The organism is Haloarchaeobius caseinilyticus (assembly GCF_051207395.1).
Classification (GTDB): Archaea; Halobacteriota; Halobacteria; order Halobacteriales; family Natrialbaceae; genus Haloarchaeobius.
This window is the reverse complement of record NZ_JBPJZC010000001.1, coordinates 1,038,629-1,061,026: the sequence shown is the minus strand read 5'-3', so window position 1 is coordinate 1,061,026 and position 22,398 is coordinate 1,038,629. Positions and strand designations below refer to the sequence as shown.

The 22,398-nt window shown below is 64.9% G+C and carries 25 protein-coding genes and 1 tRNA gene; 16 read left to right on the top strand and 10 right to left on the bottom strand.

Features of this window, described 5'->3' with window-relative positions; all coding sequences use genetic code 11:
• Window positions 1-56 precede the first annotated feature (56 nt).
• Genes ACSC1P_RS05635 through ACSC1P_RS05625 form a run of 3 tightly spaced genes read left to right on the top strand, consistent with a single transcriptional unit; the run spans window position 57 to window position 2,463 of the window.
• A complete protein-coding gene (locus ACSC1P_RS05635; protein WP_435359151.1) occupies window positions 57-638 on the top strand; it encodes a DUF7344 domain-containing protein in 582 nt (193 codons plus the stop codon).
• Window positions 638-1,237, top strand: coding sequence for a hypothetical protein (locus ACSC1P_RS05630; protein WP_435359150.1), 600 nt, complete (start codon window positions 638-640; stop codon window positions 1,235-1,237). The genes ACSC1P_RS05635 and ACSC1P_RS05630 overlap by 1 nt, the downstream gene beginning before the upstream one ends.
• Complete coding sequence (locus tag ACSC1P_RS05625; RefSeq protein WP_435359149.1) at window positions 1,234-2,463, top strand: DUF5305 domain-containing protein; 1,230 nt, start codon at window positions 1,234-1,236, stop codon at window positions 2,461-2,463. Before ACSC1P_RS05630 ends, ACSC1P_RS05625 begins: the two co-directional genes overlap by 4 nt.
• Window positions 2,464-2,545: 82 nt before the next feature.
• Here the strand turns inward: ACSC1P_RS05625 and ACSC1P_RS05620 are convergent, their stop codons facing one another.
• Window positions 2,546-3,349 (bottom strand): TrmB family transcriptional regulator, encoded by an 804-nt coding sequence (locus ACSC1P_RS05620; protein ID WP_435359148.1) that lies wholly within the window; start codon window positions 3,347-3,349, stop codon window positions 2,546-2,548.
• A gap of 62 nt (window positions 3,350-3,411) precedes the next feature.
• The gene (locus ACSC1P_RS05615; RefSeq protein WP_435359147.1) at window positions 3,412-5,091 is read right to left on the bottom strand and encodes a DUF255 domain-containing protein; all 1,680 of its coding nucleotides are present in this window, start codon (window positions 5,089-5,091) and stop codon (window positions 3,412-3,414) included.
• Between the two features lie 79 nt (window positions 5,092-5,170).
• On the opposite strand from ACSC1P_RS05615, the gene ACSC1P_RS05610 reads away from it, so the two are divergent.
• The 4 genes from ACSC1P_RS05610 to ACSC1P_RS05595 all read left to right on the top strand — a co-directional run bounded on the left by ACSC1P_RS05610 (window position 5,171) and on the right by ACSC1P_RS05595 (window position 7,160).
• Entirely contained in the window at window positions 5,171-5,746 is a 576-nt protein-coding gene (locus tag ACSC1P_RS05610) for an FxsA family protein (protein WP_435359146.1), read from the top strand.
• Window positions 5,747-5,821: 75 nt separating this feature from the next.
• Window positions 5,822-5,895 (top strand) — tRNA-Ile (locus ACSC1P_RS05605).
• 269 nt (window positions 5,896-6,164) lie between these two features.
• Window positions 6,165-6,464, top strand: coding sequence for a hypothetical protein (locus tag ACSC1P_RS05600; RefSeq protein ID WP_435359145.1), 300 nt, complete (start codon window positions 6,165-6,167; stop codon window positions 6,462-6,464).
• Between the two features lie 75 nt (window positions 6,465-6,539).
• Window positions 6,540-7,160, top strand: coding sequence for a hypothetical protein (locus tag ACSC1P_RS05595; protein WP_435359144.1), 621 nt, complete (start codon window positions 6,540-6,542; stop codon window positions 7,158-7,160).
• Between the two features lie 17 nt (window positions 7,161-7,177).
• On the opposite strand, the gene surE is transcribed toward ACSC1P_RS05595, so the two are convergent.
• Complete coding sequence (gene surE / locus ACSC1P_RS05590; protein WP_435359143.1) at window positions 7,178-7,978, bottom strand: 5'/3'-nucleotidase SurE; 801 nt, start codon at window positions 7,976-7,978, stop codon at window positions 7,178-7,180.
• A 70-nt stretch (window positions 7,979-8,048) separates the two neighbouring features.
• Window positions 8,049-8,216 (bottom strand): hypothetical protein, encoded by a 168-nt coding sequence (locus ACSC1P_RS05585; protein ID WP_435359142.1) that lies wholly within the window; start codon window positions 8,214-8,216, stop codon window positions 8,049-8,051.
• A 118-nt stretch (window positions 8,217-8,334) separates the two neighbouring features.
• Here ACSC1P_RS05585 and ACSC1P_RS05580 point away from each other — a divergent pair, with 118 nt between their 5' ends.
• On the top strand, window positions 8,335-8,460 hold the full coding sequence (locus tag ACSC1P_RS05580) for a hypothetical protein (protein ID WP_435359141.1): 126 nt from the start codon (window positions 8,335-8,337) through the stop codon (window positions 8,458-8,460).
• Window positions 8,461-8,497: 37 nt separating this feature from the next.
• Here ACSC1P_RS05580 and ACSC1P_RS05575 read toward each other — a convergent pair whose 3' ends face one another.
• Window positions 8,498-9,595, bottom strand: coding sequence for a S1C family serine protease (locus tag ACSC1P_RS05575; RefSeq protein ID WP_435359140.1), 1,098 nt, complete (start codon window positions 9,593-9,595; stop codon window positions 8,498-8,500).
• Between the two features lie 76 nt (window positions 9,596-9,671).
• On the opposite strand from ACSC1P_RS05575, the gene ACSC1P_RS05570 reads away from it, so the two are divergent.
• The 3 genes from ACSC1P_RS05570 to ACSC1P_RS05560 all read left to right on the top strand — a co-directional run bounded on the left by ACSC1P_RS05570 (window position 9,672) and on the right by ACSC1P_RS05560 (window position 13,482).
• Window positions 9,672-12,800, top strand: a complete 3,129-nt coding sequence (locus ACSC1P_RS05570; protein WP_435359139.1) for an FAD-binding and (Fe-S)-binding domain-containing protein — start codon at window positions 9,672-9,674, stop codon at window positions 12,798-12,800.
• A 147-nt stretch (window positions 12,801-12,947) separates the two neighbouring features.
• Window positions 12,948-13,175, top strand: coding sequence for a DUF7996 family protein (locus ACSC1P_RS05565; protein WP_435359138.1), 228 nt, complete (start codon window positions 12,948-12,950; stop codon window positions 13,173-13,175).
• A 49-nt stretch (window positions 13,176-13,224) separates the two neighbouring features.
• A complete protein-coding gene (locus tag ACSC1P_RS05560; protein ID WP_435359137.1) occupies window positions 13,225-13,482 on the top strand; it encodes a DUF8006 family protein in 258 nt (85 codons plus the stop codon).
• A 120-nt stretch (window positions 13,483-13,602) separates the two neighbouring features.
• Here ACSC1P_RS05560 and ahbB read toward each other — a convergent pair whose 3' ends face one another.
• The 4 genes from ahbB to ACSC1P_RS05540 form a co-directional block, all read right to left on the bottom strand.
• Window positions 13,603-14,637, bottom strand: a complete 1,035-nt coding sequence (gene ahbB / locus ACSC1P_RS05555; protein ID WP_435359136.1) for a siroheme decarboxylase subunit beta — start codon at window positions 14,635-14,637, stop codon at window positions 13,603-13,605.
• A 96-nt stretch (window positions 14,638-14,733) separates the two neighbouring features.
• Window positions 14,734-15,288 carry a DsrE family protein gene (locus ACSC1P_RS05550; protein WP_435359135.1) on the bottom strand — a complete coding sequence of 185 codons (555 nt, stop codon included), beginning with the start codon at window positions 15,286-15,288 and terminating at the stop codon, window positions 14,734-14,736.
• A 103-nt stretch (window positions 15,289-15,391) separates the two neighbouring features.
• Complete coding sequence (locus ACSC1P_RS05545) at window positions 15,392-15,760, bottom strand: hypothetical protein (protein WP_435359134.1); 369 nt, start codon at window positions 15,758-15,760, stop codon at window positions 15,392-15,394.
• A gap of 68 nt (window positions 15,761-15,828) precedes the next feature.
• On the bottom strand, window positions 15,829-16,734 hold the full coding sequence (locus ACSC1P_RS05540; protein ID WP_435359133.1) for a CPBP family intramembrane glutamic endopeptidase: 906 nt from the start codon (window positions 16,732-16,734) through the stop codon (window positions 15,829-15,831).
• 122 nt (window positions 16,735-16,856) lie between these two features.
• Here ACSC1P_RS05540 and ACSC1P_RS05535 point away from each other — a divergent pair, with 122 nt between their 5' ends.
• From ACSC1P_RS05535 to ACSC1P_RS05520, 4 genes are all read left to right on the top strand, one after another.
• The gene (locus ACSC1P_RS05535) at window positions 16,857-17,795 is read left to right on the top strand and encodes a DUF7351 domain-containing protein (RefSeq protein ID WP_435359132.1); all 939 of its coding nucleotides are present in this window, start codon (window positions 16,857-16,859) and stop codon (window positions 17,793-17,795) included.
• A 69-nt stretch (window positions 17,796-17,864) separates the two neighbouring features.
• Complete coding sequence (locus ACSC1P_RS05530; RefSeq protein WP_435359131.1) at window positions 17,865-18,929, top strand: anthranilate phosphoribosyltransferase; 1,065 nt, start codon at window positions 17,865-17,867, stop codon at window positions 18,927-18,929.
• Between the two features lie 44 nt (window positions 18,930-18,973).
• Entirely contained in the window at window positions 18,974-19,384 is a 411-nt protein-coding gene (locus ACSC1P_RS05525) for a cytidine/deoxycytidylate deaminase family protein (RefSeq protein ID WP_435359130.1), read from the top strand.
• Between the two features lie 121 nt (window positions 19,385-19,505).
• Entirely contained in the window at window positions 19,506-20,708 is a 1,203-nt protein-coding gene (locus ACSC1P_RS05520) for an outer membrane protein assembly factor BamB family protein (RefSeq protein ID WP_435359129.1), read from the top strand.
• A gap of 23 nt (window positions 20,709-20,731) precedes the next feature.
• On the opposite strand, the gene ACSC1P_RS05515 is transcribed toward ACSC1P_RS05520, so the two are convergent.
• On the bottom strand, window positions 20,732-21,709 hold the full coding sequence (locus ACSC1P_RS05515) for a succinylglutamate desuccinylase/aspartoacylase family protein (protein WP_435360261.1): 978 nt from the start codon (window positions 21,707-21,709) through the stop codon (window positions 20,732-20,734).
• A gap of 129 nt (window positions 21,710-21,838) precedes the next feature.
• On the opposite strand from ACSC1P_RS05515, the gene ACSC1P_RS05510 reads away from it, so the two are divergent.
• Window positions 21,839-22,357, top strand: coding sequence for a peptidylprolyl isomerase (locus tag ACSC1P_RS05510; RefSeq protein ID WP_435359128.1), 519 nt, complete (start codon window positions 21,839-21,841; stop codon window positions 22,355-22,357).
• Window positions 22,358-22,398 lie beyond the last annotated feature (41 nt).

Here is a 22,398-nt window from a genome sequence, read left to right as displayed (position 1 = left end):
CTCGGTTGAAAGGTCTGTCTGCTTTTTATTCTCGTACGACGAGTCGTAGACGACGTATGGGGGTTGCAACGCAAGCGGGGGACGGGGAGACAGGACTGCAGCGGTCGGTCTCCGAAGACGAACTGTTCGACGTGTTGGCGAACCGGCGGCGACGCTACGCCGTCCACGTGCTGAAGCGAGAGGAGCATCGGTCGGTCGATATCGGGCCGATGGCGGAGCAGATAGCCGCGTGGGAGAACGGCATCGACCTCGCCGAGGTCGGCTACACGGAGCGAAAGCGGGTGTACACTGCACTCCAGCAACAGCACTTGCCCACGATGCACGAGGCAGGTGTCGTCGACTTCGACAAGGACCGGGGCGTCGTCAAGTCGACGCCAGCGCTGGAGGAGGTCGACCTGTATCTGGACGTCGCACGCGGGAACGAGATTCCCTGGAACGAGTACTACCTCGGGCTCTCGGCGCTCTCGCTGGCGCTGGTGACCGTAGTCGGATTCGGCATCCCGCCGTTCACGATGCTCTCACCGCTGTCGTGGATGGTGTTCGTCGTCATCGCGTTCACCTGCTCTGCGGTCGCGCATCGACACTACGTGACTGAACTGGCCATCGGGTCGACCGAGGAACCACCGGAGTTAGAGTGATGGGACGACTCAAGACGACGAGCGTCGTCCTCGCGGTCGCTGCGGCGGTCGCGATGGCTGGCGGCACTGTCGCGTTCACCTCGATGTCGGCCGACCGAGGCGTGTCGGTGAACGTCGTGAACGACGACGAGGCGATGATCGGCTACGACGCCGGGGACGAAGCGACCGTCCAATCGGGTGCGACGGTCACTCTCGTCGAGGTGACGAACCGACTGCACAGTCCACTGGACGACGTGACGGCGACGGCCGACGCCGACGACATCGAGATTTCGAACGTGAGTAGTCCGCCATCGCTCGATATCGGCGAGGCTGGCACCGTCACCGTGACCGTCTCCTGTGAGGAAGCGACGACCGAGACGGTACTCGTCACGGTGGAAGTCGCTGGTGACGACGTGTCTGCGACCATCGATGGGAACAGTGCCGAGCGGTCGCTCACCGTCACCTGTACACCGGCCAGCCCCGGCGGAACGACGCAGCAAAGCGATGTGACGCAGGCGAACGAGACGGCCCAGGCGAACGAGACGGCCCAGACGAACGGGACGACCCAGACGAACGGGACGACCCAGACGAACGGGACGACCGGACACGATAGCCGATGAGCGACGGAACGCTTCGACTCCGGGCGTTTCTCGACCGGTATTTGCAGGCGGTCGTCGTGGTACTGGTCGTGCTCGCACTGGCCGGCGGCTGGATGACGTACGGCGCGTACGGTGCCACCGACGAGCCGACGACGACGCTCGACCAGCGAGAAGCGTGGTCGACGACGGGCTGGTTCGACCACTCGGCGACGGTCACCGAGGAGAACGAGGTCTATCCCGTCGGGACGACGCTCTCGAATCGGTCGGTCTATCTCTCGAAAATCGCCCCACGGCTCGACGGGAAGTATCTCTTCGAGTACGACGCCCGCGAAAGCGGTGACGTTTCGGGCACGGTTTCGCTCACGCTGTTGCTCCGCAGCGTCGACAGCGGCGGTGACGGCCAGAACCAGACCGTCCACTGGGAGAAACGACGACAGCTCCAACAGTACAGCGTCGAGTCGCTGTCGCCGGGTGACCGCGTACAGGTCCCCTTCTCGGTGAACACGACCGCGGTCGAAGAGCGGGCGGCGAACATCTCACGGGAACTTGGGAGTCCCGGCGAAACGACCGTCTCCGTGATTGCGACGGTCACCGTCGACGGGCAGGTGAATAGTGCGCCAGTCCAGCACGAGCAAACCCAGCCACTCGACCTGACGGTCGGCGGAAACACCTACTCGGTCACCGGTGAGTCGCCCCAGTCCGAGGCGTTCACCGAGGCGACGACGGTTCCGGTCGAACCCGAGCGAAGCCTCGCCGGCGCTGTCGTCGGGCCGACCATCGCTGTCGGCTCACTCGTCGCCCTCGCCGGCCTCGTCGTCGCTCGGCGACAGGACGCACTGGGTCTCAGCGACGGCGAACGCGAACACCTGTCGTTCGCGGGCGAACGGACGCAGTTCGACGAGTGGATTTCGACCATCCAGCTGCCACCCGAAGCGTTCGACCGACCGGTCGCCGAGGCCGAGTCGCTACAGGCGCTCGTCGACTTCGCCATCGACACCGACAACGCGGTCGTCGAGGACCCGGAAGAAGACGTGTACTACGTCGTTCACGGCGAGTACCTGTACCGCTATCAGCCGCCAACGCAGGACGACTCGGCCGACGACCTCGCGCCGACCGTGGGGCAAACACGGGACGACGTCGAGACGGACAGCCAGCGTGTCGAGGACTCGTTCGGGTGGGGGAGCGGCCAGGAATCGGTACAGCCCGATATGTCGCTCTGGGACGACCAGCCGGACCAGTCGGATTGACGAAACTACTCGATGCGTCGAGTCGGTCTCGAATCCGACACGCAGCGCTATCGGCAGAGAGAACGACCAGTGACGACTGGCTTCAGAAACTCAGCGGCTCCGCCTCGTCCCACGTCGGCTTGAACTCCCCGTACACGTCGGCGGCGAACTCGGGGTCTTTCAGGTCTATCATCGCGAACGTCTCGCCGTCGCCGAGCGGGTTCGGCACTTGAATGACGCACTCGATGTCGTCGACGAGGTTGAAGGTGCCCGTGACCTCCTCGCTCGTTCTGACCTCGAAGTCGGGGTTGCCCGACAGTCGCTCGCGGTATCGCTGGCCGACTTCCTCGGAGAGCGAGGCGACGAGTTCACGCGTCAGCAGGAGGTCGATTTCGACGCCACGTTCGAGTGCGGCTTCGAGTTGTTCGATGATCTGGTCGCCCAGTTCGGTCACGTCGAACTGCGGCGAGGGGGTCGACGCCACCATGATGATGTGGCGGTCGGCCGCGGTGAGACGTTCGAGCAACAGGTCGGTCGTCTCCTCTTGGCCGACGGCTGCGGTCCAGAACTGTTCTTCGACGGGTTCGGCCGCGTCCAGTTCCTCCGAGAGTTCGTCGACGATAGACTGGTACTGGTCGGCTTTTTCTTCGAGTTCTCGTTTCTTGTCTTCGAGCAGTCGGTCGAGCGCGGTCGCCGGCTCGACGGCGACGTATTTCTTGGGTCGGCTCGCGGTCTGACTGCGGACGAGGTTGTACTGTTCGATGCTGTTGAGGACGTCGTAGATTCGCCCCATGGGCACGTCGCTGGCCCGTGACAACTCTTTGGCCGTTGTCGGGCCTGTGTTCAACAGCGCGCGGTATGCTCTCGCTTCGTACTCCGACAACCCGAGGTCCCTGAGACTCGCCATAATAAACCAAATCAGAGTGGACAACCATAAACACAACGGTAGTTTGTCCCGACGACGCGGTGTCAGTGGAGCGAATCGGAAACTCTCTCTGCGAGTTCTGCCGGTGTCTCGGCGGGGTCGGCCGTGTAGTCGCCGACGTGGACGTAGGCCACGTCGTCTTCGACGTCGCTGTCCTCGACTACACCGGCGTCCGGCACGATGACCTTCTCGTGGTCGGCCATCCGGAGTGCAGCGCGGTGAAGGTCGCTGCCGGCCTCGCTCGTGACCTCGATGACGAGCGGGTCGCCGAGCAGGCGCGAGACGACGGACCCGTAGCCCGCGACGCGCACGCCGAAGCGGTCTGCTGCACCGGCGAAGTCGGCGAGCGTCTCGCTCGCGACAGTTCGATACTGGTCCTCGCCGGTCAACACCGCGAGGTCACAGAGTGCGTCGGCGAACTCGACGTTCCCGTCGAGTGGGCGAAGGGGCTGGTCGAGCAACCCAGCGCCAGTTCTCGGCCCGTCGACGAAGGAGTCGCCGTCGCGTAGTGTCTCGATGGCGTGGTCGGCGACCGCCTGCGCGGTGTCGAGCGTGTCGCGGCCGAGGACCTGGTGTGCGCGGGTGAGGGCCGCGACGACACGAGCGTGGTCGACGAGCAGACCGGTTTCGGGGCCGCCCCCGATGTCGTCTTCGTCTCCGTCTCCAATCGTCTGAAAGTGTGTCACCACGCCATCGTCGACCAACTCGTCGAGTAGGTAGTCGAGTGCTCGCTCGGCGTACTGTCTCGCTCGCTCTTCGTCCGTGTAGGCGTAGTAGGTGAGGAGGGCGTCGACTGCCAGTGCGTTCCAGTCCGCGAACACCGTCTCGTCGACGGGCGGCTCGTCTGCGGCGTCTCTGTCCTCGGGGTCCATCGCGTAGTAACTGCGATTCTCGCCCGCGGCCTGACTGCCAGCGAACGCCTCGCCAGTCCAGAGCGTCGTCGTCAGGAAGTCGACGCCGCGCTCGGCTGGCTGGCGGTACTCCTCCTTGCCTGTTGAGAGGTAGGCGTTGGCGAACGCGCGAACCAGCGCCGCGTTCGTGTCCAGCATCTTCTCGTGGTGCGTCTCGCTCCAGTCCGGGTTGGCGGCGAACCGGAAGAAGCCGCCGTCGAAGTCGTCGAGCAAGTTCGCGCTCACGGCGTTCAGTGACCGCAGTGCCTGCTCTCGCTCACGCTTCAGGGCGAACTCGATGGTCCGGGGCATGGGGAACTTCTCGGCTTCGCCCCAGCCACCGTTTCGCTCGTCGTAGCTGGCGAGCAACTGGCCGTCCATCATCGTCTCGACGTCGTCGGTCAATTCGCCCGCCGGTGGTTCGGTCCCCTGCACAGCGCGGGGGACGCGGCCTGCGCTCGCGCCCTTCGCGTCCCACACCTCACGTACCGAGTCGATGGCCTGTCGCATCCCGCCTTCACCGAGGTAGCCCGCGCCGGAGATGACCGTCCCCTCGTGGGTCAGGAACACTGTCGACGGGAACCCGCCCATGTTGTACCGGTCTCGCACGCGCGGGTGGCGGTCCACGTCGACGCGAACCGGCACGAACCCGTCGTTCACGTTCGCCGCGATGCGCGGTTCGTCGTACGTCTCGCGGTCCATCTCGTGACAGTGGCTACACCACGTCGCCGACAGCGAGAGGAGAACTGGTTTTCCCGTCCGTCGGGCGATGTCGAACGGTTCCTGTCCCCACTCGTGCCACTCGACGCGTGTCTGGGCCGCTGACTCGTCCATAGTCGTGGGTTCAGGCACGTGGGCCTAAGAGTTGCGCGATGGAACAAGGGCTTTGAACCAGGGACGGTTACTCCCGCCCATGCGAACGCTCCGGTACATCGGGCTGTTACTCATCATCCCGACGCTCGATGCCGCGTTGCTGTTGGCGATGACGCTGTTCCTCCCAGAAGTGACAGCAGTCATCGCGGCCGCACTCGTCGTCCTGACCGCGCTCATCGGCATGCTCCTCGTGCGCGCGGAGGGCCGACGCACCCTGCGGAAGATACAGCGCCAGCTCGCGTCGGGACAGGTACCGACGAACGAACTCATGGACGGCGGCCTGCTCATCGCGGCCGGGGCGTTCTTCCTCACGCCCGGGTTCGTGACTGACTTCGTCGCCCTGCTGCTCACCATCCCCATCACGCGCATGCCCATCCGGGCCGTGCTGAAGAAGTACATCGTCACGCCGTACCTCGACAAGCAGACCGGTGGCATCGCCTCCGGCAAGGTCTGGACCGTCGGCTTCCCCGGCGGCGAGTTCGGACAAGGTGCCGGCGACGGTGGCAACGGCCCGATGGGCGGCATGAACGGTTCGTCGTCTTCGGGTTCGAACAGCGACGACACGGTCGACCTCGGTGAGGATTCGTACCGCATCGACTTCGACGACGACGAGTGATACTGACTGACGCAGCCCTGTAAGAAAGAAACCCTTATACTTCCCACCGCACAACTCGGAAATGCGAACGACGGCGGGCCGATAGCTCAATCAGGTTGAGCGCCACTCTGATAAGGTGGAGGCTCTCGGTTCAAATCCGAGTCGGCCCACTATTTCTCTGCGAAGCTACGAACGTAGTAAGTACGCCGAGCAGTGAGTAGTGAATCCGTGAGGATTTGAGCCCTGGTAGTCACAGCCCGGAAGCGCAGCGAAGCGAGCATCCCGGAATGTCTACCTCTGGTTCGTCCGAGTCGGCCCACTTTTCCACGATTCTACGACCGTAAGTCGCCGGTGTGTACCGACTTGAGGACTGTCACGTGTGACCGCAACTCGCTCCGCCAGGAGTGTTAACTACGTGGTCGACGTACTGTGACTCACCGTGAGGTACGACGAGGTTTATCTTACTCTCGATAAGGACACCGCCCACGAACAGATAGTGAAGAAGGTCACCGACGTTCGGTCGACGACGACGGACGACAAGATACAGTATCGCTCTAACACCGGTGTCTTGTTGGCGACTCTCACGAACACGGTTCTTCCCTCCGGCGAACGTGGTTCGAAGCTTCGGTATCGGACGACGCTCATCAGTCCGGCACTGTCACACGCCCGGACACAGGCACAGTCGATACGACGGGCCGTCGGGGCCTATCGCACCGATAAGCCGACCAGTTCGGTGTGATTCGCGACGGCGGTCTCGATACCCGAACGTTCATGCTCGGTAGAACTATGTGGCTTCCAACACGATGAACTGCAAATGTCGAGCGTGCCGCGACTGACCGTCGGTGAAGACGAGCGCTCGCAGGTCTCCATCGGCATTCTCATCATGTTCGTGGCGATGGTCGCCGTCGCTGCACTCGCGTCTGGCACGCTGCTCGGCGGCGCGAACGAATTGCGCAAGGACGCGGCAGACCGGACCGAAGGCGCGTTCGAACACATTTCGGGTGGAGTCCAAGTGACCAACGAAGTCGGGCGAGTCGACCAGTCCGACGGAAGCGTCGGCTTCGCCAGATTGACGGTCAGACTCGGGGCGGGAATGAACGAGACGGACCTCTCGAACGCGACGATACAGTACGACGACGGGCAGGTGAACCGAACGCTGTACTGGAACGAGACCGGCGCGAACGCGTCGAACTTCACGACGGTCGCGCCCATCGACCACGACGGCTCTGTGCCGGTGTTGAACGACGAGACGGACACGGTCCACATCGTCGTCGCGGTGGCACAGATACGGGGTGGACCGGGTGGCAGTCAGGCAATCGGGCTCGGAAGTGAAGACGTGGCGCGGCTGACTATCACGACCGAACGCGGGACGCAGACTATCTCCGTGTTGACGGCACCGTCGGCGCTGACCGAGGACGAGTGGGTGCCACTATAAGAGACAGCTACGGCGGCTTATCCGCGGTCTACCTGTTCTGAACCGAACCCTGCGAGCGCCGCTGCCAATCTGTCGTCGGTGACCGTGTCCGGACCTGCTCGGAGTGGTGAGACGCTGACGACTCGGTCGGCGCAGGCACCAAGGTCGGTTTCGGGGTCGGGTTCGGCCGCGCGGTCGGGGCGAACGGGGTCGTAGAAGCGATTGTCGAAGGTGAGTTCGTCGCCGGTGTCGGCGTCGACGACACGGCGGTCGAACCCACCCGCAGGCCGGGTGAGTCGGAGTTCGTCGTCGACCGGTGGTTCGTTCGGGACGGTGACGTTGAAGTACCAGTTGTCCGTGACCCACGTCGCGTCGGCGAGTCGCTCGACCAGATACCGCGTGACGCGAGCGGCCTGTTCGAAGTCTTCGGGATGGAACTCGGGCAGGCCACCTTCTTCGGGGTCGTAGGCGGAGACGGCGATGCCGGGGACGCCGAAGAAGGCGGCCTCCATCGCGGCACCGACGGTCCCGGATTGGCTCAGTTTGTGCGCGCCGAGGTTCGGCCCGGCGTTACAGCCTGAGACGACGAGGTCCGGTGGGGTGTCACACCGGTGGAGTCCGACCGCGACACAGTCGACCGGTGTGCCGTCGACGGCCGTTCCCCGCTCGTGGTCGGCGAGTGTGACACGGTGTGACTTCCGGCGGCCGACACCGCTTCGGTCCTCGCTCGGCGCGACCACCGTCACGTCGACGACCGACCGGAGTGCATCGTGGAGGGCACCCAGCCCGGGCGCGTCGATACCGTCGTCGTTCGTGAGCAAGACGTGCGGTCGGGGCATGCTACGTTAGTCGCGACTGGAACGGAACAACTGTATCGGTCTCGCGACGGTGTGCCCACTGGTCACCACCTCACCACTCGACGCTGTCGACACTGTAGCCACCACACTCCGGACAGACGTGGTGTTGGACGTCGTACCCGGTCTCGCAACTGCGACAGACGTAGGTCTCTTCCCTTCCCCCTGTCAGGCCGTGGGTGACCGCCAGCAGCCCTCGCCTGACGCGGTCGAACGAGCGCATACAAACCCGCCGACGACGGGTTCTGATATAATTTTTCGGGCTGAAACGGTGCGAAAATCACTTTCACTTTCACTCCGCACGGGTCGGGCTTTTGTACCGATGCGTGCAACAGGCACACATGGACGAAGAGGTCCACGACGCGGTCGACGCCGCGCGACTCGCCGTCGCGAGCGACGACTACGACGCGCTGGAACGTGCCGGACTCGCCATCCTCGGACTGGCGCGCCGTCGGAAGCAAGAGTGACACCACGCCGAGTGAGTCGGTGGTCGGTCGTCCCGAGTCAGTTCACGCCCGAGCGGCTACCGAGCGTGACCGTTCGCTCGATTCGCTGCCCGTCGCGCAAGAGCGTCACGGTCACGGTGTCGCCCGGTTTCGTTTCGAGCGCGAGGTAGGCCGCGTACGCTTGTTGACTCGAAATTTTCGCACCTTCGATAGCGACGAGTACGTCGCCGCCGACGGGGACTGAGACGCCGCCGACACTCGTCGTCTCCGTCGCCGGCTGGATGAGGTCGTCCGACGGCCCGCCGTCGGCCACGCCGACGATCATCGCGCCGTCGGTGGTCTCGAGTTCGTTCACTCGTGCGACCGTCGGTGTGACGTTGACCATGCTGATGCCCATCGCGGCGTGGCTGTAGTCGCCGTGTTCGACGAGTTCTGGGACGACGCGGTTCACCATCGGGGCCGAGATGGCGAACGCGATGTTCTCGCCCCCACCGGAGTTGATACAGCCGACGACTTCGCCGTCGAGGCCGACCAGCGGACCGCCGGAGTTGCCGGGGTTGACCGCCGCATCGGTCTGGATGGTGTCCGCGATTTGCACGCCGTTGATGTTGGGCAAGAGGCGATTGACGCCCGAGACGATGCCCTCGGACATCGACCCCTCGAACCCGTAGGGGTTGCCGATAGCGACGACGCGCTTGCCGACTGGCGGGTCCCGTTCCATGAGCGAGAGCGGGGCCGCGCTCTCCGGCGCGTCGGGCACGTCGAGGGCGGCGAGGTCGCTGAATATGTCCGTCCCGTGGATCTCCGCGACGGCCCAGGTCCCGTCGTGGAACTGCACTTCGACGGCCTCCGCGTTCGCCACGACGTGGTGGTTCGTGACGAGCGTTTCTTCGTCGAACACCCACGCCGAGCCCTGACTCTGGCCCTCGGGAAGGAACGCCTTTACGAGTCCGACCGAGCTGATGGCCTGTTCGTACACGTCGGTGTAGACGCTACTGTCGGCGTGCTGGGGGCTCTCTCCTGTCCCGTCGTCGGTCGAGTTGTGAGTCCCCGTCGCCCCCTGCTCACCGACCGGCGTCCCGCCACAGCCAGCCAGCGACGCACTCGCGGCGGTGCCCGCCAGCGTGAGAAACTGGCGGCGACTGGTCGAATCCATATCCTCGATTGGAGCGCCCGCCCCATAATTTGCAGCCTCGTGGCGTTTTATCGTGCTCGGCTTCGCAGGACCGGACATGGCGACCGACCCCGGAACCGACCCGGCCGCGGCCGACGACCGGGCGAACTACGACTATCGGAGCGACGACGTGGCGCGACCGGAGCTACTGGCCGCGCTGGAAGAGCGCGTCGACGGCGAGGTGCGCCTCGACAGCTACTCCAGACAGCTCTATGCGACCGACGCGAGTATCTACGAACAGACGCCCATCGGCGTCGTCTTCCCGCGCTCGACCGCCGACGTGGCGTCAGTCGTCCGGTACTGCGCTGCCGTGGATTTGCCGGTCCTCCCCCGCGGCGGCGGCACCTCACTCGCGGGCCAAACCGTGAACGAAGCCGTCGTCCTCGACTTCTCGCGATTCATGACCGACGTAGTGTCTGTCGACCCCGAGGCTCGCCGCGCTCGTGCCCAGCCCGGCGTCCGCCTCGGTGACCTGAACACCCAAATCAGTGAACGCAGACTGAAGTTCGCCCCCGACCCGGCGTGGGGCGACAAGAGCGCGCTCGGTGGGGCTATCGGCAACAACTCCACCGGCTCACACTCGCTGCAGTACGGCAAGACCGACGCCTACGTCGAATCGGTCGAAGTCGTCCTCGCGGACGGGACCGTGACGACGTTCGAGGAGGTGACTCTCGACGAGGTGGCTGCTCGGGCCGACCCCGACGGCGACCTCGAAGCGCGCATCTACGCCGCAGTCGAGCGCATCGTCGAGGAGGACGCCGACGAGATTCGCGAGCGATACCCCGACCTGAAACGGAACGTCTCGGGCTACAACCTCGACTGGCTGGTCGAGGACGCGCTCGGCGCAGAACGTGATGTCGGCGAACCAGATGCACCGGGCGGGACGGTCAACCTCGCCAAACTGGTCTGTGGGAGCGAAGGGACGCTCGCCGTCGTCACCGAGGCTGAAATCTCGCTGGAGCCAGTCCCCGAGACGAAGTCGCTCGCGATGCTCTGCTATTCGGACCTCGTGACGGCGATGGAGGACGTGACCGCCATCCTCGAACACGACCCGGCCGCAGTCGAACTCGTCGACGAGGTACTGCTCGACTTAGCCCGCGACACGGCGGAGTTCACCGACGTGGCGAATCGACTCCCAGACGGGACGAACGCGACCCTGCTCGTGGAGTTCTACGCCGAGGACGACGAGGAGGGGCGGGAACGAATCGAGGCACTACTGGCGGACCGGTTGGCTGGCGATGCGGCAGCAGAGGAGGACGACGCTGCCGAAGACGATTCGTCCCCGGTTCGCGCCTTCGATGCCCTCGAAGCACACACAGAGGCCGAGCGGGCCAAAATATGGAAACTCCGCAAGTCCGGTCTCCCGATACTGCTCTCGCGCACGAGCGACGCGAAACACGTCTCGTTCATCGAGGACACCGCCATTCCGCCGGAGAACCTCCCCGAGTTCGTCGAGGGCTTCCAGGAGATTTTGGAAGACCACGACACCTTCGCCTCGTTCTACGCCCACGCCGGTCCCGGCGTCTTGCACATCCGACCGCTGGTGAACACGAAGACGGTCGAGGGCGTCGAGACGCTGTTCGGCATCGCCGACGCCGCCACCGACCTCGTGGTCGGGCTCGGCGGGTCGGTCTCGGGCGAACACGGGGACGGCCGCGCCCGAAGCCAGTGGAACCGGAAGCTGTACGGCGACCACCTCTGGAGCGTGTTCCGTGACCTGAAGACCGCGTTCGACCCCGACTGGTTGCTGAACCCGGGTCAGGTATGTGGCTATGCACCCGACGAGGAGCGCCCGGCGGCGGTTCCGAGACGGGCCGAAGTCGTCGACATGACCGAGAACCTGCGCAGTGGCCCCGACTACGACTTTGACGCTGGCTTCGACCCGGTTCTCGACTGGGACAACGAGAACGGGATGCAGGGCATGGTCGAACTCTGCCACGGCTGTGGCGGCTGTCGCGGCCCACAGGAGACGACCGGCGGCGTGATGTGTCCGACCTACCGCGCCAGTCAGGAGGAGGTCACCTCGACCAGAGGCCGGGCGAACATGCTCAGACAGGCGATGAGCGGGGACCTCCCCGAGGACGAGGTGTTCTCCGACGAGTTCGTCCACGAGGTCATGGACCTCTGTATCGGCTGCAAGGGCTGTGCCCACGACTGCCCGAGCGAGGTCGACATGGCGAAGCTGAAGACCGAAGTCGAACACGAGTACCATCAGCGTGAGGGGGCGAGCCTTCGCGACAAACTGTTCGCAGACATCCACCCGCTCTCGAAACTCGGGAGCGCACTCGCACCAGTGTCGAACCTCGGTACCCGACTCGGCCCGCTCCGGAAACTCGGCGAGAAACTGACCGGCATCGCCGCCGACCGGACCCTGCCGACGTTCCACCGTGAGACGTTCACCGACTGGTTCGAGTCACGCGGCGGGGCACAGGTCGCAGAAGACGAGGCGACGCGACGGGTCCTGCTGTTTCCCGACACGCACACCGAGTTCAACGACCCCGAGTCCGGCAAGGCCGCCGTCGAAGTCCTCGAAGCAGCGGGCGTCCACGTCGCGATTCCCGACGACGTGACCGGGACTGGCCGCCCGCCGCTCTCGAAGGGTTTCGTCGAGAAGGCCAGAGACCGTGCCCGAACGAACGTGGCGGCCCTCGCACCGCGTGTCCGCGACGGCTGGGATGTTGTGCTGGTCGAGCCGTCGAACGCCGTCATGTTGCAGTCGGACTATCTGGACTTGCTCGGTGGCGATTCGGTCGAACAGGTCGCCACGAACACCTACGGGGTCTGTGAGTACGTCGACGCGTTCCAACTCGACGCAGCAATCGACTTCGACGCGCCCGCGGAGACACTCACCTACCACGGCCACTGCCACCAGAAGGCGACACAGAAAGACCACCACGCGGTCGGTGTCCTCCGCCGCGCCGGCTACGAGGTCGACCCACTCGACTCGACGTGTTGTGGGATGGCCGGGAACTTCGGCTACGAAGCAGAGCACCAGGGCATGAGCGCGGGAATCGCGTCGATTCTGTACGAACAGGTCGACGACAGTCCGGGCGACCGAGTGGTCGCGCCCGGTGCGTCCTGTCGGAGCCAACTCGGCGACCGCGACGTACTGGCCGAGGATGCGGGCGACAGTCCGACCGAGGAGCCACCGACCCCCATCGAGTTGCTGGCCGCAGCACTCGACTGAGCGTCTGACCAGTCAGGTACGGTATTTTTGCATCGATGCGTGTTACCAACTGTCGGATGCGCACGCTCCATGTTCACCGCGAGTGCATCCACCCCTTGTCCGACCACGAACCGTGACTTTGACGCTTCTGTACTCGAAGAGATAGTCATGGCAGAGACATCGACCGCGGAGTCGAATATTCCGACCTCGAAAGCCCTCGTCGTCGGTCTGACGCTCGCGCTCGGCGTCATCCTTCCCGGTATCGGCAAGTACGCGCTGACTGCAGTCGGCTACGACACGCTCGGGACGGTCGTCTGGGTGCTGGGCTACGGTGGGGTCGCCCTCGCCTTCTGGTTCCGCTGGATTCGCCCACTCGACCTGACCGGCCCGTCGTAGCCACCTTTCGTTAGCGTTAAGACCGCTTCGTCGGGAGTATCACTCAAGGATGAACGCGCTCCCACTGCAAGTGATAGACAACTTCTTGCTGAGTTACAACGTCGGGCACGCGCTTCTCGCCGGACTCGCTCTCGCGTCTGTCGCGGCGCTCGTGCTCCAGTCGATGAAGGTTCTCGGCATCAACCTCACGCTGTTCGGCGCGTTGCTCGTACTCACTCCCTCCACGCTCGCTCCCCTGATGTTCACGAGCATCGGCGTCGCACTCCTCGTGGTCGGCCCGATGGTCTTCGTCATCGGCCGGAAGTAACGCGGTCCGTACACACACCGTCTTCTCGCAGTCTCGATTTCGAACACGGCGCACGACACGAACTCTGCGACAACAATGCTGCGACAGTAACCCTGCGAGAGGAATCTCGCGAGAGCAGTCCTACGACAGCAGGTCTTCGTACTGCGCGCCCGTCTGTTTCAGCGTCGCCGTCGAGTAGAGTCGCTCGTGGTCGAACGGGAGGTGTTCGCTCGCGAGTTCGTCCACCTTCGCGTCGACCGCCTCGGCCTCGCGGCCGTGAATCATCGTGAAGAGGTTGTACGGCCAGTCCTGCTCGGGCCGACGCGGCCGGTGGTAACACAGCGTGACGTACGGGAGTTCGCCGACGGCCAGTCCGCGCTCGTCGAGTTCGTCGTCGGGCACGTCCCAGACGACCATACAGTTGTTCGAAAAGCCGGTGACGACGTGGTTGACGACGCAGCCGACGCGTTTGATGCAGCCGTTCTCGCGCAGGCGGTCGATGGCCGCCAACACGTCGTCTGTTTCTGCGTCGAGCTCGGCCGCGAGGTCAGCATACGGCGTCTTCGACAGCGGAAAACCCGTCTGAATCGCCAGCAACAGGTCGGCCTCGAACGCAGTGAGGTCGCCAGCAGCCGTCTCGGAGATGCGCGTCGCCGACACCTCGGTCGAGTCCAGTGACTCACGAGCGAATCTGTCGGCGTTCACGACGGGGAACTCCAGATTGATGTAGAAGTCAGTCAGCATCGGGAGGTTCAACACGACACAGCCGGTCCGTTCCTCGATTTCCGTGAGGATGCGGTCGCGGGTCTCGCGCGAGCCAGCGGTCACGACGAACCACATGTTCCACTCGTGTTGGCGGCGGTAGTTGTGGTTCACCTGCTGGTAGCCGTTGATGACCGCGGCTATCTCCTCGAAGCGGTCTTCGGGAGCCTTCACCGCGGCGAGCGTCGACGACCCGATGACCGGCGGGTTCAACACCGCACCGAAGCGCCGGAAGACGCCACGATCGCGGAGTGCCTGCACGCGCTCGAACGCTTCGGCTTCCGAGACACCGAGGTCGTCGCCTACGGCGCTGAAGGGGCGCGCTTCGACCGGAAACCCGGACTGGTAGCCGTCGACGAGTCGGGCGTCGACGTCGTCGAGGTCGCTTCGCCAGTCGCCGGACGGAGTGCTCATTGCCCCGGTCTAGGGAGAAGTGGTAGGTACGTGTTTCGACTCGTGGATGGGGACGAGCGGACGTGGCGAGGCCGCACCGGACGAAAGCAGCTGCGGCTACGGTGTCTCGATGTAGGCGTAGCCGTCTCTGGCCTGTAGTTTGGTGAGTTCACCGACGCCCGCAGGAACGGTCTCGACGCCCGCGATGAGGTCGCTCTCGGACACGTCCAGTGCCTCCATCGAGTTCTCACAGACGCGGAAGGAGACGCCCTTCGAGATGAGTTCGCGCACCTTCTCGGCCTGGTTCGACTCTCCCTCGGTCAGGAGGTAGATACCCTTCCCGTTGGCGACGAGGACGACTTCTTCGACGTCCGTCGACTCGTCGGCCAGCAGGTTGGCGACGTTGGCGACGGCGTGATTCTGTTCTTCCGGCGGCTTGGCGAAGTGAAAGACGGTACTCATCGTCGGGTCCTCGGGTTCGCTAGTGGTCTCGTCGGTCGTCTCGGTCTCGGTCGTGGTCGCCGTGTCGGTCGCGGTCTCGGTTTCCGACTCGGTGACTGTGGTTCCGGTCGCGGCACCGGTCGACTGCTCGCCGGTACAGCCGGCGAGGCCGACTGCCGCCCCGGCACCGACCAGTTCGAGAAACCGACGGCGTGTTCGGTTCGAACCCATTCACTCGAACCGACGCCAGTGACGTACCTTGTTACTGGTCTGCTAAGCGCCGGGACTGTGTGGTACAGCCGATTTCGGGCATACGAAGAGTCGGAGTTCCCGTTCAGGTGCGAGTGCTGTCGTCGTCGGAATCGTCGGTCACGTCGATGCGGATGGCCTCTTCTTGGGACGAACTCTCCGCCTCCTCGTCGCTGCCGAGGAACTTAGAGCGCAGGTCGTCGGCGACCGACTGCACCTGATTCCGCACCGTATTCACCTCGTTTTCGAACTTCTCGACCGAGCGCTCGACGTAGTGGACGCGCTGAATCGGGATGCGTCGCACGAGGTCTCGGCCGTCGTCGTCCTCGCCGGTCTTCAGAATCCAGTGGTCCTGAAAGTAGGCGATGTGCTCGTTGTCGACCGTCTTCTCGACGGTCTCGCCGTCCGGGTCTTCGTAGACGATGACTGCCTGACCGAGTTCTTTGTCGACCATATCTGTCCGGACGAGCGCGACACTGGTAGGGTCTGGGGTCGCGGTCGGTGCGGCCGGGAGTCGGCGCTTCAGTCAGCAGTCGCCGGCCCATCGTGCTCGACACTCCCCGAGTCGTCCCGGCCTGCCAGTCTGCGCGTGCTCGCCCACCACAGGAGCGCTATCGAGCAGAGGCTGCCGACTGCGACGTTCACACCACCCGCGACGCCCGTCGCCCACGTCGGTCCATCGACCGCCACGTCGACGACGACCGGCAGGGGCGTCTCGCCGTAGCGCCAGATACCGACGTTGGCGAACACGTCGATGCCGGCGTGCAGACCGATGGCGAGCCAGAGTCGCCCCGTCAGGACGACCAGCGCCCCGAGGACGAGTCCCATCTCGACCCAGAACAGAAGTGCGAGGCCGGTTCCGGCCTGTGCGTAGTGGAGCAGTCCGAACACAGTCCCACTCGCTCCGACTGCCGCCCAGACCGCTGCCCGCTCAGAGACGGGGAGGAGGTCGGTCAGCGTGGTCAGCAGGAAGCCGCGAAAGTACCCCTCTTCCCAGACGCCGACGAGACAGAACGCCGCCACGAAGGCGACGAAGCCGACCGCAATCGAGCCATCGCCCGGGACGAACCAGCCATCGATTCGTCCCCAGCCGAGTGCCAGCAGGACGGCGAGCGCGAGCACGTGGACGAGTGCACCGACGGCGAAGCCAACGAGCAGGTCGCCGCGCCAGCCACGGTCACGGACCAGTCGGTACGCGGCGAGCGAGCGCCCGTCGAGACGCGTCAGCCCGGCGAGGAGCGCGAGGACGACGACTGTCGCCGCGGCGTTGGCCGCAGTGACCGAAAACGGGAGGGGGAGGGCTGCGTTCGCCAGCGAGGAGCAGACGAGGACGGCTGGCAGGCCGACGCTCACCCCGAGCAGGAGTCGCCAGCCAGCGCGGACGCGGTTCGTCGCGGAATCACGAAGCAGTCCGTTCAAAGACGGCATAGATAGATGACGAGTCGGAGCCGTGATAGGTGATTCCGATACCACGGTACTATAAAATTTCTGTCACAGTGTAGTCTCACGCCACTCCAACGTATTTGTCCTCCCGCTCACGAACGTGACACGTGACTCACGGCGACTCGTCCGACGATGGGCCGACCGGTGACGGTTCGGCTGCCGACGACTCGACCGCCCACTCAGTCCCGGTCGCAGACGACGACCCGACTACCGGTCTCGACCTGCTCGCCGAGGACACTCGCTTCGCCATCTTGCGAACGCTCTCAGCACACCAGCGCGACAACCGCGACTCTCGGGCACTCCCGTTCGCCGAACTCAGAAAGCGCGTCAGTCGCCGAGACGCGGGGAACTTCAACTACCACCTCCAGAAGCTGTGCGACCGCTTCGTCGAGCACGTCGACGACGGCTACCGACTCACGTACCTCGGGATGATGGCCTACGGCCGCCTCGCCGCCGGCACCTACGCCCCGCACGAGTCGGTCGGACCGGTCGACCTCGACACGGCCTGCCCCATCTGTGACGACCCGATGGCGGCGACGTACGAGGACTGCGTGATTACGGTGTCCTGTCCCGCCGGGCACGTCGTCCCGCAGAACTTCCTCCCGCCCGCGGCGGCGACCGACCGTGACCTCGGCGAGATGCTCGACGTGGCTGCTCTCGGACTGGTGCAGGACGCGGAAGCGGCACTCGCTGGTGTCTGTGCGTTCTGCGATGGGCCAGTCGACTGCACCTTGCGTGCGACGGACGACGAGACTGGCTGGGCCAGCCATGGCTTCGCCGGCACCTGTCGCGCCTGTGGCGTCCTGTTCCGGCTGTCGGCCCCAGCGGCTGCACTCGTCCAGCCGGATGCGACTGCGTTTCTGGCTGCCCACGGTGCGAACCCGCGAGACGGGTTCGACGAACTGGTGACCGCGCTCGCGGCCGCCGAGACTGTCGACTCATCGGGCGACCCGTCGTCGTCGACGGTCGCATTCTCGCTCGACGGCGACGAGGTTCGGGTTCGGGTGACCGACGCGGGCGTCGAATGTGTCGACACCACAGAGTGACGAGGACCGCCATGGACTCGGTGCGGACGGACCGGGCGACTTTTGCACCGACGTTCCCAACGCCCGCACATGGCGAAGGCGACACAGGACTACGGCGAGTGGCCGCTGAAACGGCTGATGACAGAGGTCTGTGGCTCCGGTCACAAATCCGCTGACGACCTGACCCGGGCACAGGCCCGCGAGGCGTTCCAGCGAATCCTCGGTGGGGAACCCGACCACACGACGCTCGGCGCGTTCTGGCTGGCGAACCGCTGGAAGCGCAACAACCCGGATGAACTCGCGGCGTACACCGACGTGATGCGCGAGGAGTCGGTCGTGACGGCCGAACCGGACTGCGACCCGGTCGACTGTGGTGCGAACTACGACGGCAAGGGCAGAAGCGCCATCTTCGGCGTCGGTGCAGGCGTCGTCGCGGCCGCCGCCGGGACGCCCATCGTCGTCCACTCGGGCGACCGCGTGCCGACGCAGAAACAGGACGCGTACAAGCACGTACTGGACGAACTCGGCGTTCGGACCGAACTCTCGGTACAGGAATCGGCCGACATGGTCGACGAGACCGGCTTCGGCTTCTACTACCAGCCCGCGTTCAACCCCGGCATCGACGCTTTGTTCGACCGCCGCGACCAGATGGGCGTCCGAACGTTCGTCAACACCATCGAGACGCTGGCGAACCCGGCCAACGCCGACGTGCACCTCGGTTCGTTCTACCACCTCGCGTTCGCGAAGAAGGTGTGTGACACCTTCGCCGCGAGCGAGCAGATGGACGTGGGCAAGGTCGTGATGTTCCAGGGAATGGAAGGCTACGACGACATCCGGCCCGGCTACACGAAGGTCGCTGAATGGACTGGTGGAGAGCTGTCGGACTACGAAATCGAGACGGCAGAGTTCGGCATGGACTTCGAGTCCGAAGACCTCGCGGTCGACGACGTGGCCGGCGACTCCGCAACCATCACCGAAGAAGTGCTCGCTGGCGAGCGCGACGACCAGTTCGCAGACGCCATCGCACTCAACGCGGCACTTCGGATTTACGCCCGTGACGACGTGGAAAATCTCGACGCTGGCCTCGAACTCGCCCGCGAAACCATCGATTCAGGCGACGCTGCGGCGGTTCTCGACGAAATGCGGGCCTTCTGACGCGCTCCTCGTATCTTTTTAACGGCGGTTGTCTAAGGATGGGCATGGACGCACGTTCGCTGTATGCTGCGGACTACGACCTCATCCGCGAAGCCGAAGATTGCCTCAAAGAACACTATCACCCGGAGCGCCACGACGTGGCCTCCGCACTCAGGACCGAATCCGGTGAGATGTACACGGCGATCAACGTCAACTCGCGCATCGAGAACGCCGGTATCCACTGCGAGGCGGTCACTATCGCGAACGCCCTGAAAGACGGGCACACGAAGTTCGACCTCTCCGCCGCGGTGTACTACCCGGAGAACGACCCCGAGAACGCCCCAGCGGTGACACCCGCCTGTGGGGTCTGCCGTGAACTGCTGTACGACTACGACGCGAACATGGACGTCGTCGTCCTCAAAGACGGTGACGTGAAGAAGGCAAGCGTCGCCGACTTGCTGCCCGGCCGCGTCTGAGTCGCACACACCGTTTCAGCGGCAAGTTCCCCGGAAATCGCCACAGCGACGGCCTCTCTCGACCGACGGTAGTCTTTTTGTCGTGTCGATTCACAGAACGAATTACGACTGCCCTCCACCGATGCTATCGAACTCCCTCGTCACCGATAGACGTACGTTTCTCGCCGGCTGTGCGACGTTTCTCGCCGGCTGCGGCGCGACCACCGACGACGAACCCGCCGACTCGCCGACGCAGACGACGGTTGCTGACCTCGACTGCCAGCGTGACCCCCCGTGGCCGAGCGTCAGACACGACGCGGCTAACACTGGGTACGCGGCCGACGTGACCGGCCCAGCCACGGCACCGGAACCGACCCCCCACCCGACTATCGCTAGTCCGGCCGGCTGGGTCGTCGGCGAACACGGCATCTTCGGCACCAGCCAGCCCCGAATCAGTAGTTTCAGTCCGAGCGGCGAGGTCGAACGCTGGTTCCACAAGCGCAGGGGCGGGTCGCGTCGCGGGAATACGTTGACACTCGGCTGTTCGGACCTGTTCGTCCAGTCGAACGATGGGCTGTTGCGCATCGACCCGGACAACGGGTCGAAGCCGTGGCAGAAGCAGACCTTCGACGCAGCCGCACTCCGGACCGATCCCGTGACGGACGGGAACGCCCTCGTGGTGGGAGTCGACGAAGACGTGGCTGTCCTCGACACCGGGAACGGAGAGACTCGCTGGCGAACGAGCGTCGGCGACGGTGCCAGTCCCGAAGGCCTCGCGCTGGACGACGACCGGGTGTACGTCTCGGTCCGTCGGCGAAACGGGCCACACACCACCCTCGCACTGTCCCGCGACGATGGCGAGCAAGTGTGGGAACAGTCCGGTCTCACGAGCTGGGACGCCCCAGCGGTCGACGGCGACCGCGTCGTCTGTACGGACGAAGACGGTACACTCCTCGTCCTCGACGCCACCTCGGGTGAGGTCACTCAACGACTCTCAGTGGTGGATGGGACGCCGCTCGGCCCGCCGAGCGTCCGCGACGGCACGGCGTTCGTGACCACGGCGGGTCTCCGCGGTGTCGTCGCGGTCGACCTCGCCGACGCGACTGTCGTGTGGGAGCAACCGTCCACGAACGCGACGGCCGCGCCAGCCATCGGCAGTGACAGAATCTACGTCGGCGGCGAGGGCCTGTGGGCGTTCTCACCGGACGACGGGACAGTCGTCTGGTCTCACAGCGAGACGAAAATCGAGTCACCGCTGTCACTGGGACACGGGCGACTCTACGCGACGGGACAGGTCACGGCCGAGAGAAACGGACTGCTCGTGTTCGCCGAGGAATCGGCGTGATTTCGGCGTGACGCGACAGCGACTCATTCCTCCAGCGGGATGGCGACGCTCGCCAGTCGGTCGCCGCCGTTGACGGTTGCCTCGCGGGTAATCGCGTAGAGGATGCCGCCCTGCGTGAACTCGGCGCGCTGGAGCGTCTGGTAGGTCGTCGGGTCGTAGACGGTGCCGATGGCGTCTCCGGCGGCGACTTCCTGCCCGAGCGAGAGCGACGGGTTCGGCCGGAACAGCCCCGAATCGGTGGCGTTCACCCGACCGAGGTGGTTCCGGGCGACACGAGGCTGGCCGCTCGGAATCGCTTGCCCGTCGAGGACACCGAGGTGCCGACAGACGTTGAGGACGCCGCGGACACCAGTGTTGACGGCCACTTCGACGATTTGCTTGTTGTGAGCGAGTTCCGGCGTGATGGCCGGGATATCTGCGTCGGCGGCGGCCACGCGTAACTTCCCGTCGAAGCTCCGGCGGTGCCACGCTTCGGGGGCGTCGTCGCCGGCCTGTTCGGCGAGTAAGAGGTCGGTCCCGAACGCTTCGGAGAGTTCTCGCGCCGTCTCGTCGCCCTCCATGAACACCGTGTGCGTGAGCATGTCCGGACTTCCGGTGTGGAGGTCGACGATGACGTCGGCGTCGCTCGCATACTCCCAGAGGGCCGCGGCCATACGTTCGTGAAGCGAACCGTCTTCGTTACCGGGCCAGACGCGGTTCATGTTCGGATTCACCGAGTCGAGGACTTCTGGTGTGGTGTAGGACACGCGGTCGAACGTGAGCGGGTTGGCGACGGGGACGACCACGACCTGTCCAGTGAGTTCAGTGGTGGGTAACTCGTCGTGCAATCGTCGGCACACCTCGGTGCCGTTTATCTCCCGGCCGTGCTGGGCCGCCTGGACGTACACGGTCGGGCCGTCTTCTGGCCCCTCGTAGCTGTGAACCGTCGTCGTGACCTCGACACCGGAGGGGAGTCTGGTGAGTGTCACGCGCTCTCTCCGATGGCGGGCCGAGCGGGTCATTCGCTCGATGGTTTCGGAGCGATAACTCTTGAATCCACGGGACGCGACAGGGGCTATCAGTCTACTGTCTGCCATCTCTGTCCCCGCCAATGCACAACGTTTTCCCCCCACCCGGTCGTGGGGGGTGGTATGAGCGACCTGACTGCGACGATTCACACGAACCGCGGCGACATCGAGGTCGAACTGTACGACGAGCGCGTCCCGAACACGGTCGACAACTTCGTCGGTCTCGCCACAGGCGAGAAGCAGTGGAGTGACCCGGAGTCGGGCGAGACCATCGAGGGTGAGCCGCTGTACGAGGACGTCATCTTCCACCGCGTCATCGAGGGCTTCATGATTCAGGGCGGTGACCCGACCGGAACCGGCCGCGGCGGCCCCGGCTACCAGTTCGACGACGAGTTCCACGACGACCTCGGCCACGACGGCGCAGGCGTCCTCTCGATGGCGAACGCCGGCCCGAACACGAACGGCAGCCAGTTCTTCATCACGCTCGACGCGACGCCGCACCTCGACGGCAAGCACTCCGTCTTCGGCAAGGTCATCGACGGCATGGACGTCGTCGAGGAGATCGGCAATCTCCCGACCGACGCCCGCGACAAGCCGACGAAGGACGTCGTCATCGAGTCCATCGAAGTCCACGACGAGTAAGCGTTTCACCGAGTAGGACCGATTTTCCTGTGCAGAGGCGA

What these genes read in the sequence shown, in the direction of transcription:
- ACSC1P_RS05570 (WP_435359139.1), top strand. Translation starts at nt 9,672, where the DNA reads ATGGCGACCGACCCCGGAACCGACCCGGCCGCGGCCGACGACCGGGCG.
- ACSC1P_RS05510 (WP_435359128.1), top strand. Translation starts at nt 21,839, where the DNA reads ATGAGCGACCTGACTGCGACGATTCACACGAACCGCGGCGACATCGAG.
- ACSC1P_RS05520 (WP_435359129.1), top strand. Translation starts at nt 19,506, where the DNA reads ATGCTATCGAACTCCCTCGTCACCGATAGACGTACGTTTCTCGCCGGC.
- ACSC1P_RS05580 (WP_435359141.1), top strand. Translation starts at nt 8,335, where the DNA reads ATGGACGAAGAGGTCCACGACGCGGTCGACGCCGCGCGACTCGCCGTC.
- surE (WP_435359143.1), bottom strand. Translation starts at nt 7,978, where the DNA reads ATGCCCCGACCGCACGTCTTGCTCACGAACGACGACGGTATCGACGCG.
- ACSC1P_RS05565 (WP_435359138.1), top strand. Translation starts at nt 12,948, where the DNA reads ATGGCAGAGACATCGACCGCGGAGTCGAATATTCCGACCTCGAAAGCC.
- ACSC1P_RS05615 (WP_435359147.1), bottom strand. Translation starts at nt 5,091, where the DNA reads ATGGACGAGTCAGCGGCCCAGACACGCGTCGAGTGGCACGAGTGGGGA.
- ACSC1P_RS05585 (WP_435359142.1), bottom strand. Translation starts at nt 8,216, where the DNA reads ATGCGCTCGTTCGACCGCGTCAGGCGAGGGCTGCTGGCGGTCACCCAC.
- ACSC1P_RS05525 (WP_435359130.1), top strand. Translation starts at nt 18,974, where the DNA reads ATGGACGCACGTTCGCTGTATGCTGCGGACTACGACCTCATCCGCGAA.
- ACSC1P_RS05635 (WP_435359151.1), top strand. Translation starts at nt 57, where the DNA reads ATGGGGGTTGCAACGCAAGCGGGGGACGGGGAGACAGGACTGCAGCGG.
- ACSC1P_RS05625 (WP_435359149.1), top strand. Translation starts at nt 1,234, where the DNA reads ATGAGCGACGGAACGCTTCGACTCCGGGCGTTTCTCGACCGGTATTTG.
- ACSC1P_RS05540 (WP_435359133.1), bottom strand. Translation starts at nt 16,734, where the DNA reads ATGCCGTCTTTGAACGGACTGCTTCGTGATTCCGCGACGAACCGCGTC.
- ahbB (WP_435359136.1), bottom strand. Translation starts at nt 14,637, where the DNA reads ATGAGCACTCCGTCCGGCGACTGGCGAAGCGACCTCGACGACGTCGAC.
- ACSC1P_RS05595 (WP_435359144.1), top strand. Translation starts at nt 6,540, where the DNA reads ATGTCGAGCGTGCCGCGACTGACCGTCGGTGAAGACGAGCGCTCGCAG.
- ACSC1P_RS05515 (WP_435360261.1), bottom strand. Translation starts at nt 21,709, where the DNA reads ATGACCCGCTCGGCCCGCCATCGGAGAGAGCGCGTGACACTCACCAGA.
- ACSC1P_RS05560 (WP_435359137.1), top strand. Translation starts at nt 13,225, where the DNA reads ATGAACGCGCTCCCACTGCAAGTGATAGACAACTTCTTGCTGAGTTAC.
- ACSC1P_RS05575 (WP_435359140.1), bottom strand. Translation starts at nt 9,595, where the DNA reads ATGGATTCGACCAGTCGCCGCCAGTTTCTCACGCTGGCGGGCACCGCC.
- ACSC1P_RS05530 (WP_435359131.1), top strand. Translation starts at nt 17,865, where the DNA reads ATGGCGAAGGCGACACAGGACTACGGCGAGTGGCCGCTGAAACGGCTG.
- ACSC1P_RS05630 (WP_435359150.1), top strand. Translation starts at nt 638, where the DNA reads ATGGGACGACTCAAGACGACGAGCGTCGTCCTCGCGGTCGCTGCGGCG.
- ACSC1P_RS05610 (WP_435359146.1), top strand. Translation starts at nt 5,171, where the DNA reads ATGCGAACGCTCCGGTACATCGGGCTGTTACTCATCATCCCGACGCTC.
- ACSC1P_RS05545 (WP_435359134.1), bottom strand. Translation starts at nt 15,760, where the DNA reads ATGGTCGACAAAGAACTCGGTCAGGCAGTCATCGTCTACGAAGACCCG.
- ACSC1P_RS05550 (WP_435359135.1), bottom strand. Translation starts at nt 15,288, where the DNA reads ATGGGTTCGAACCGAACACGCCGTCGGTTTCTCGAACTGGTCGGTGCC.
- ACSC1P_RS05620 (WP_435359148.1), bottom strand. Translation starts at nt 3,349, where the DNA reads ATGGCGAGTCTCAGGGACCTCGGGTTGTCGGAGTACGAAGCGAGAGCA.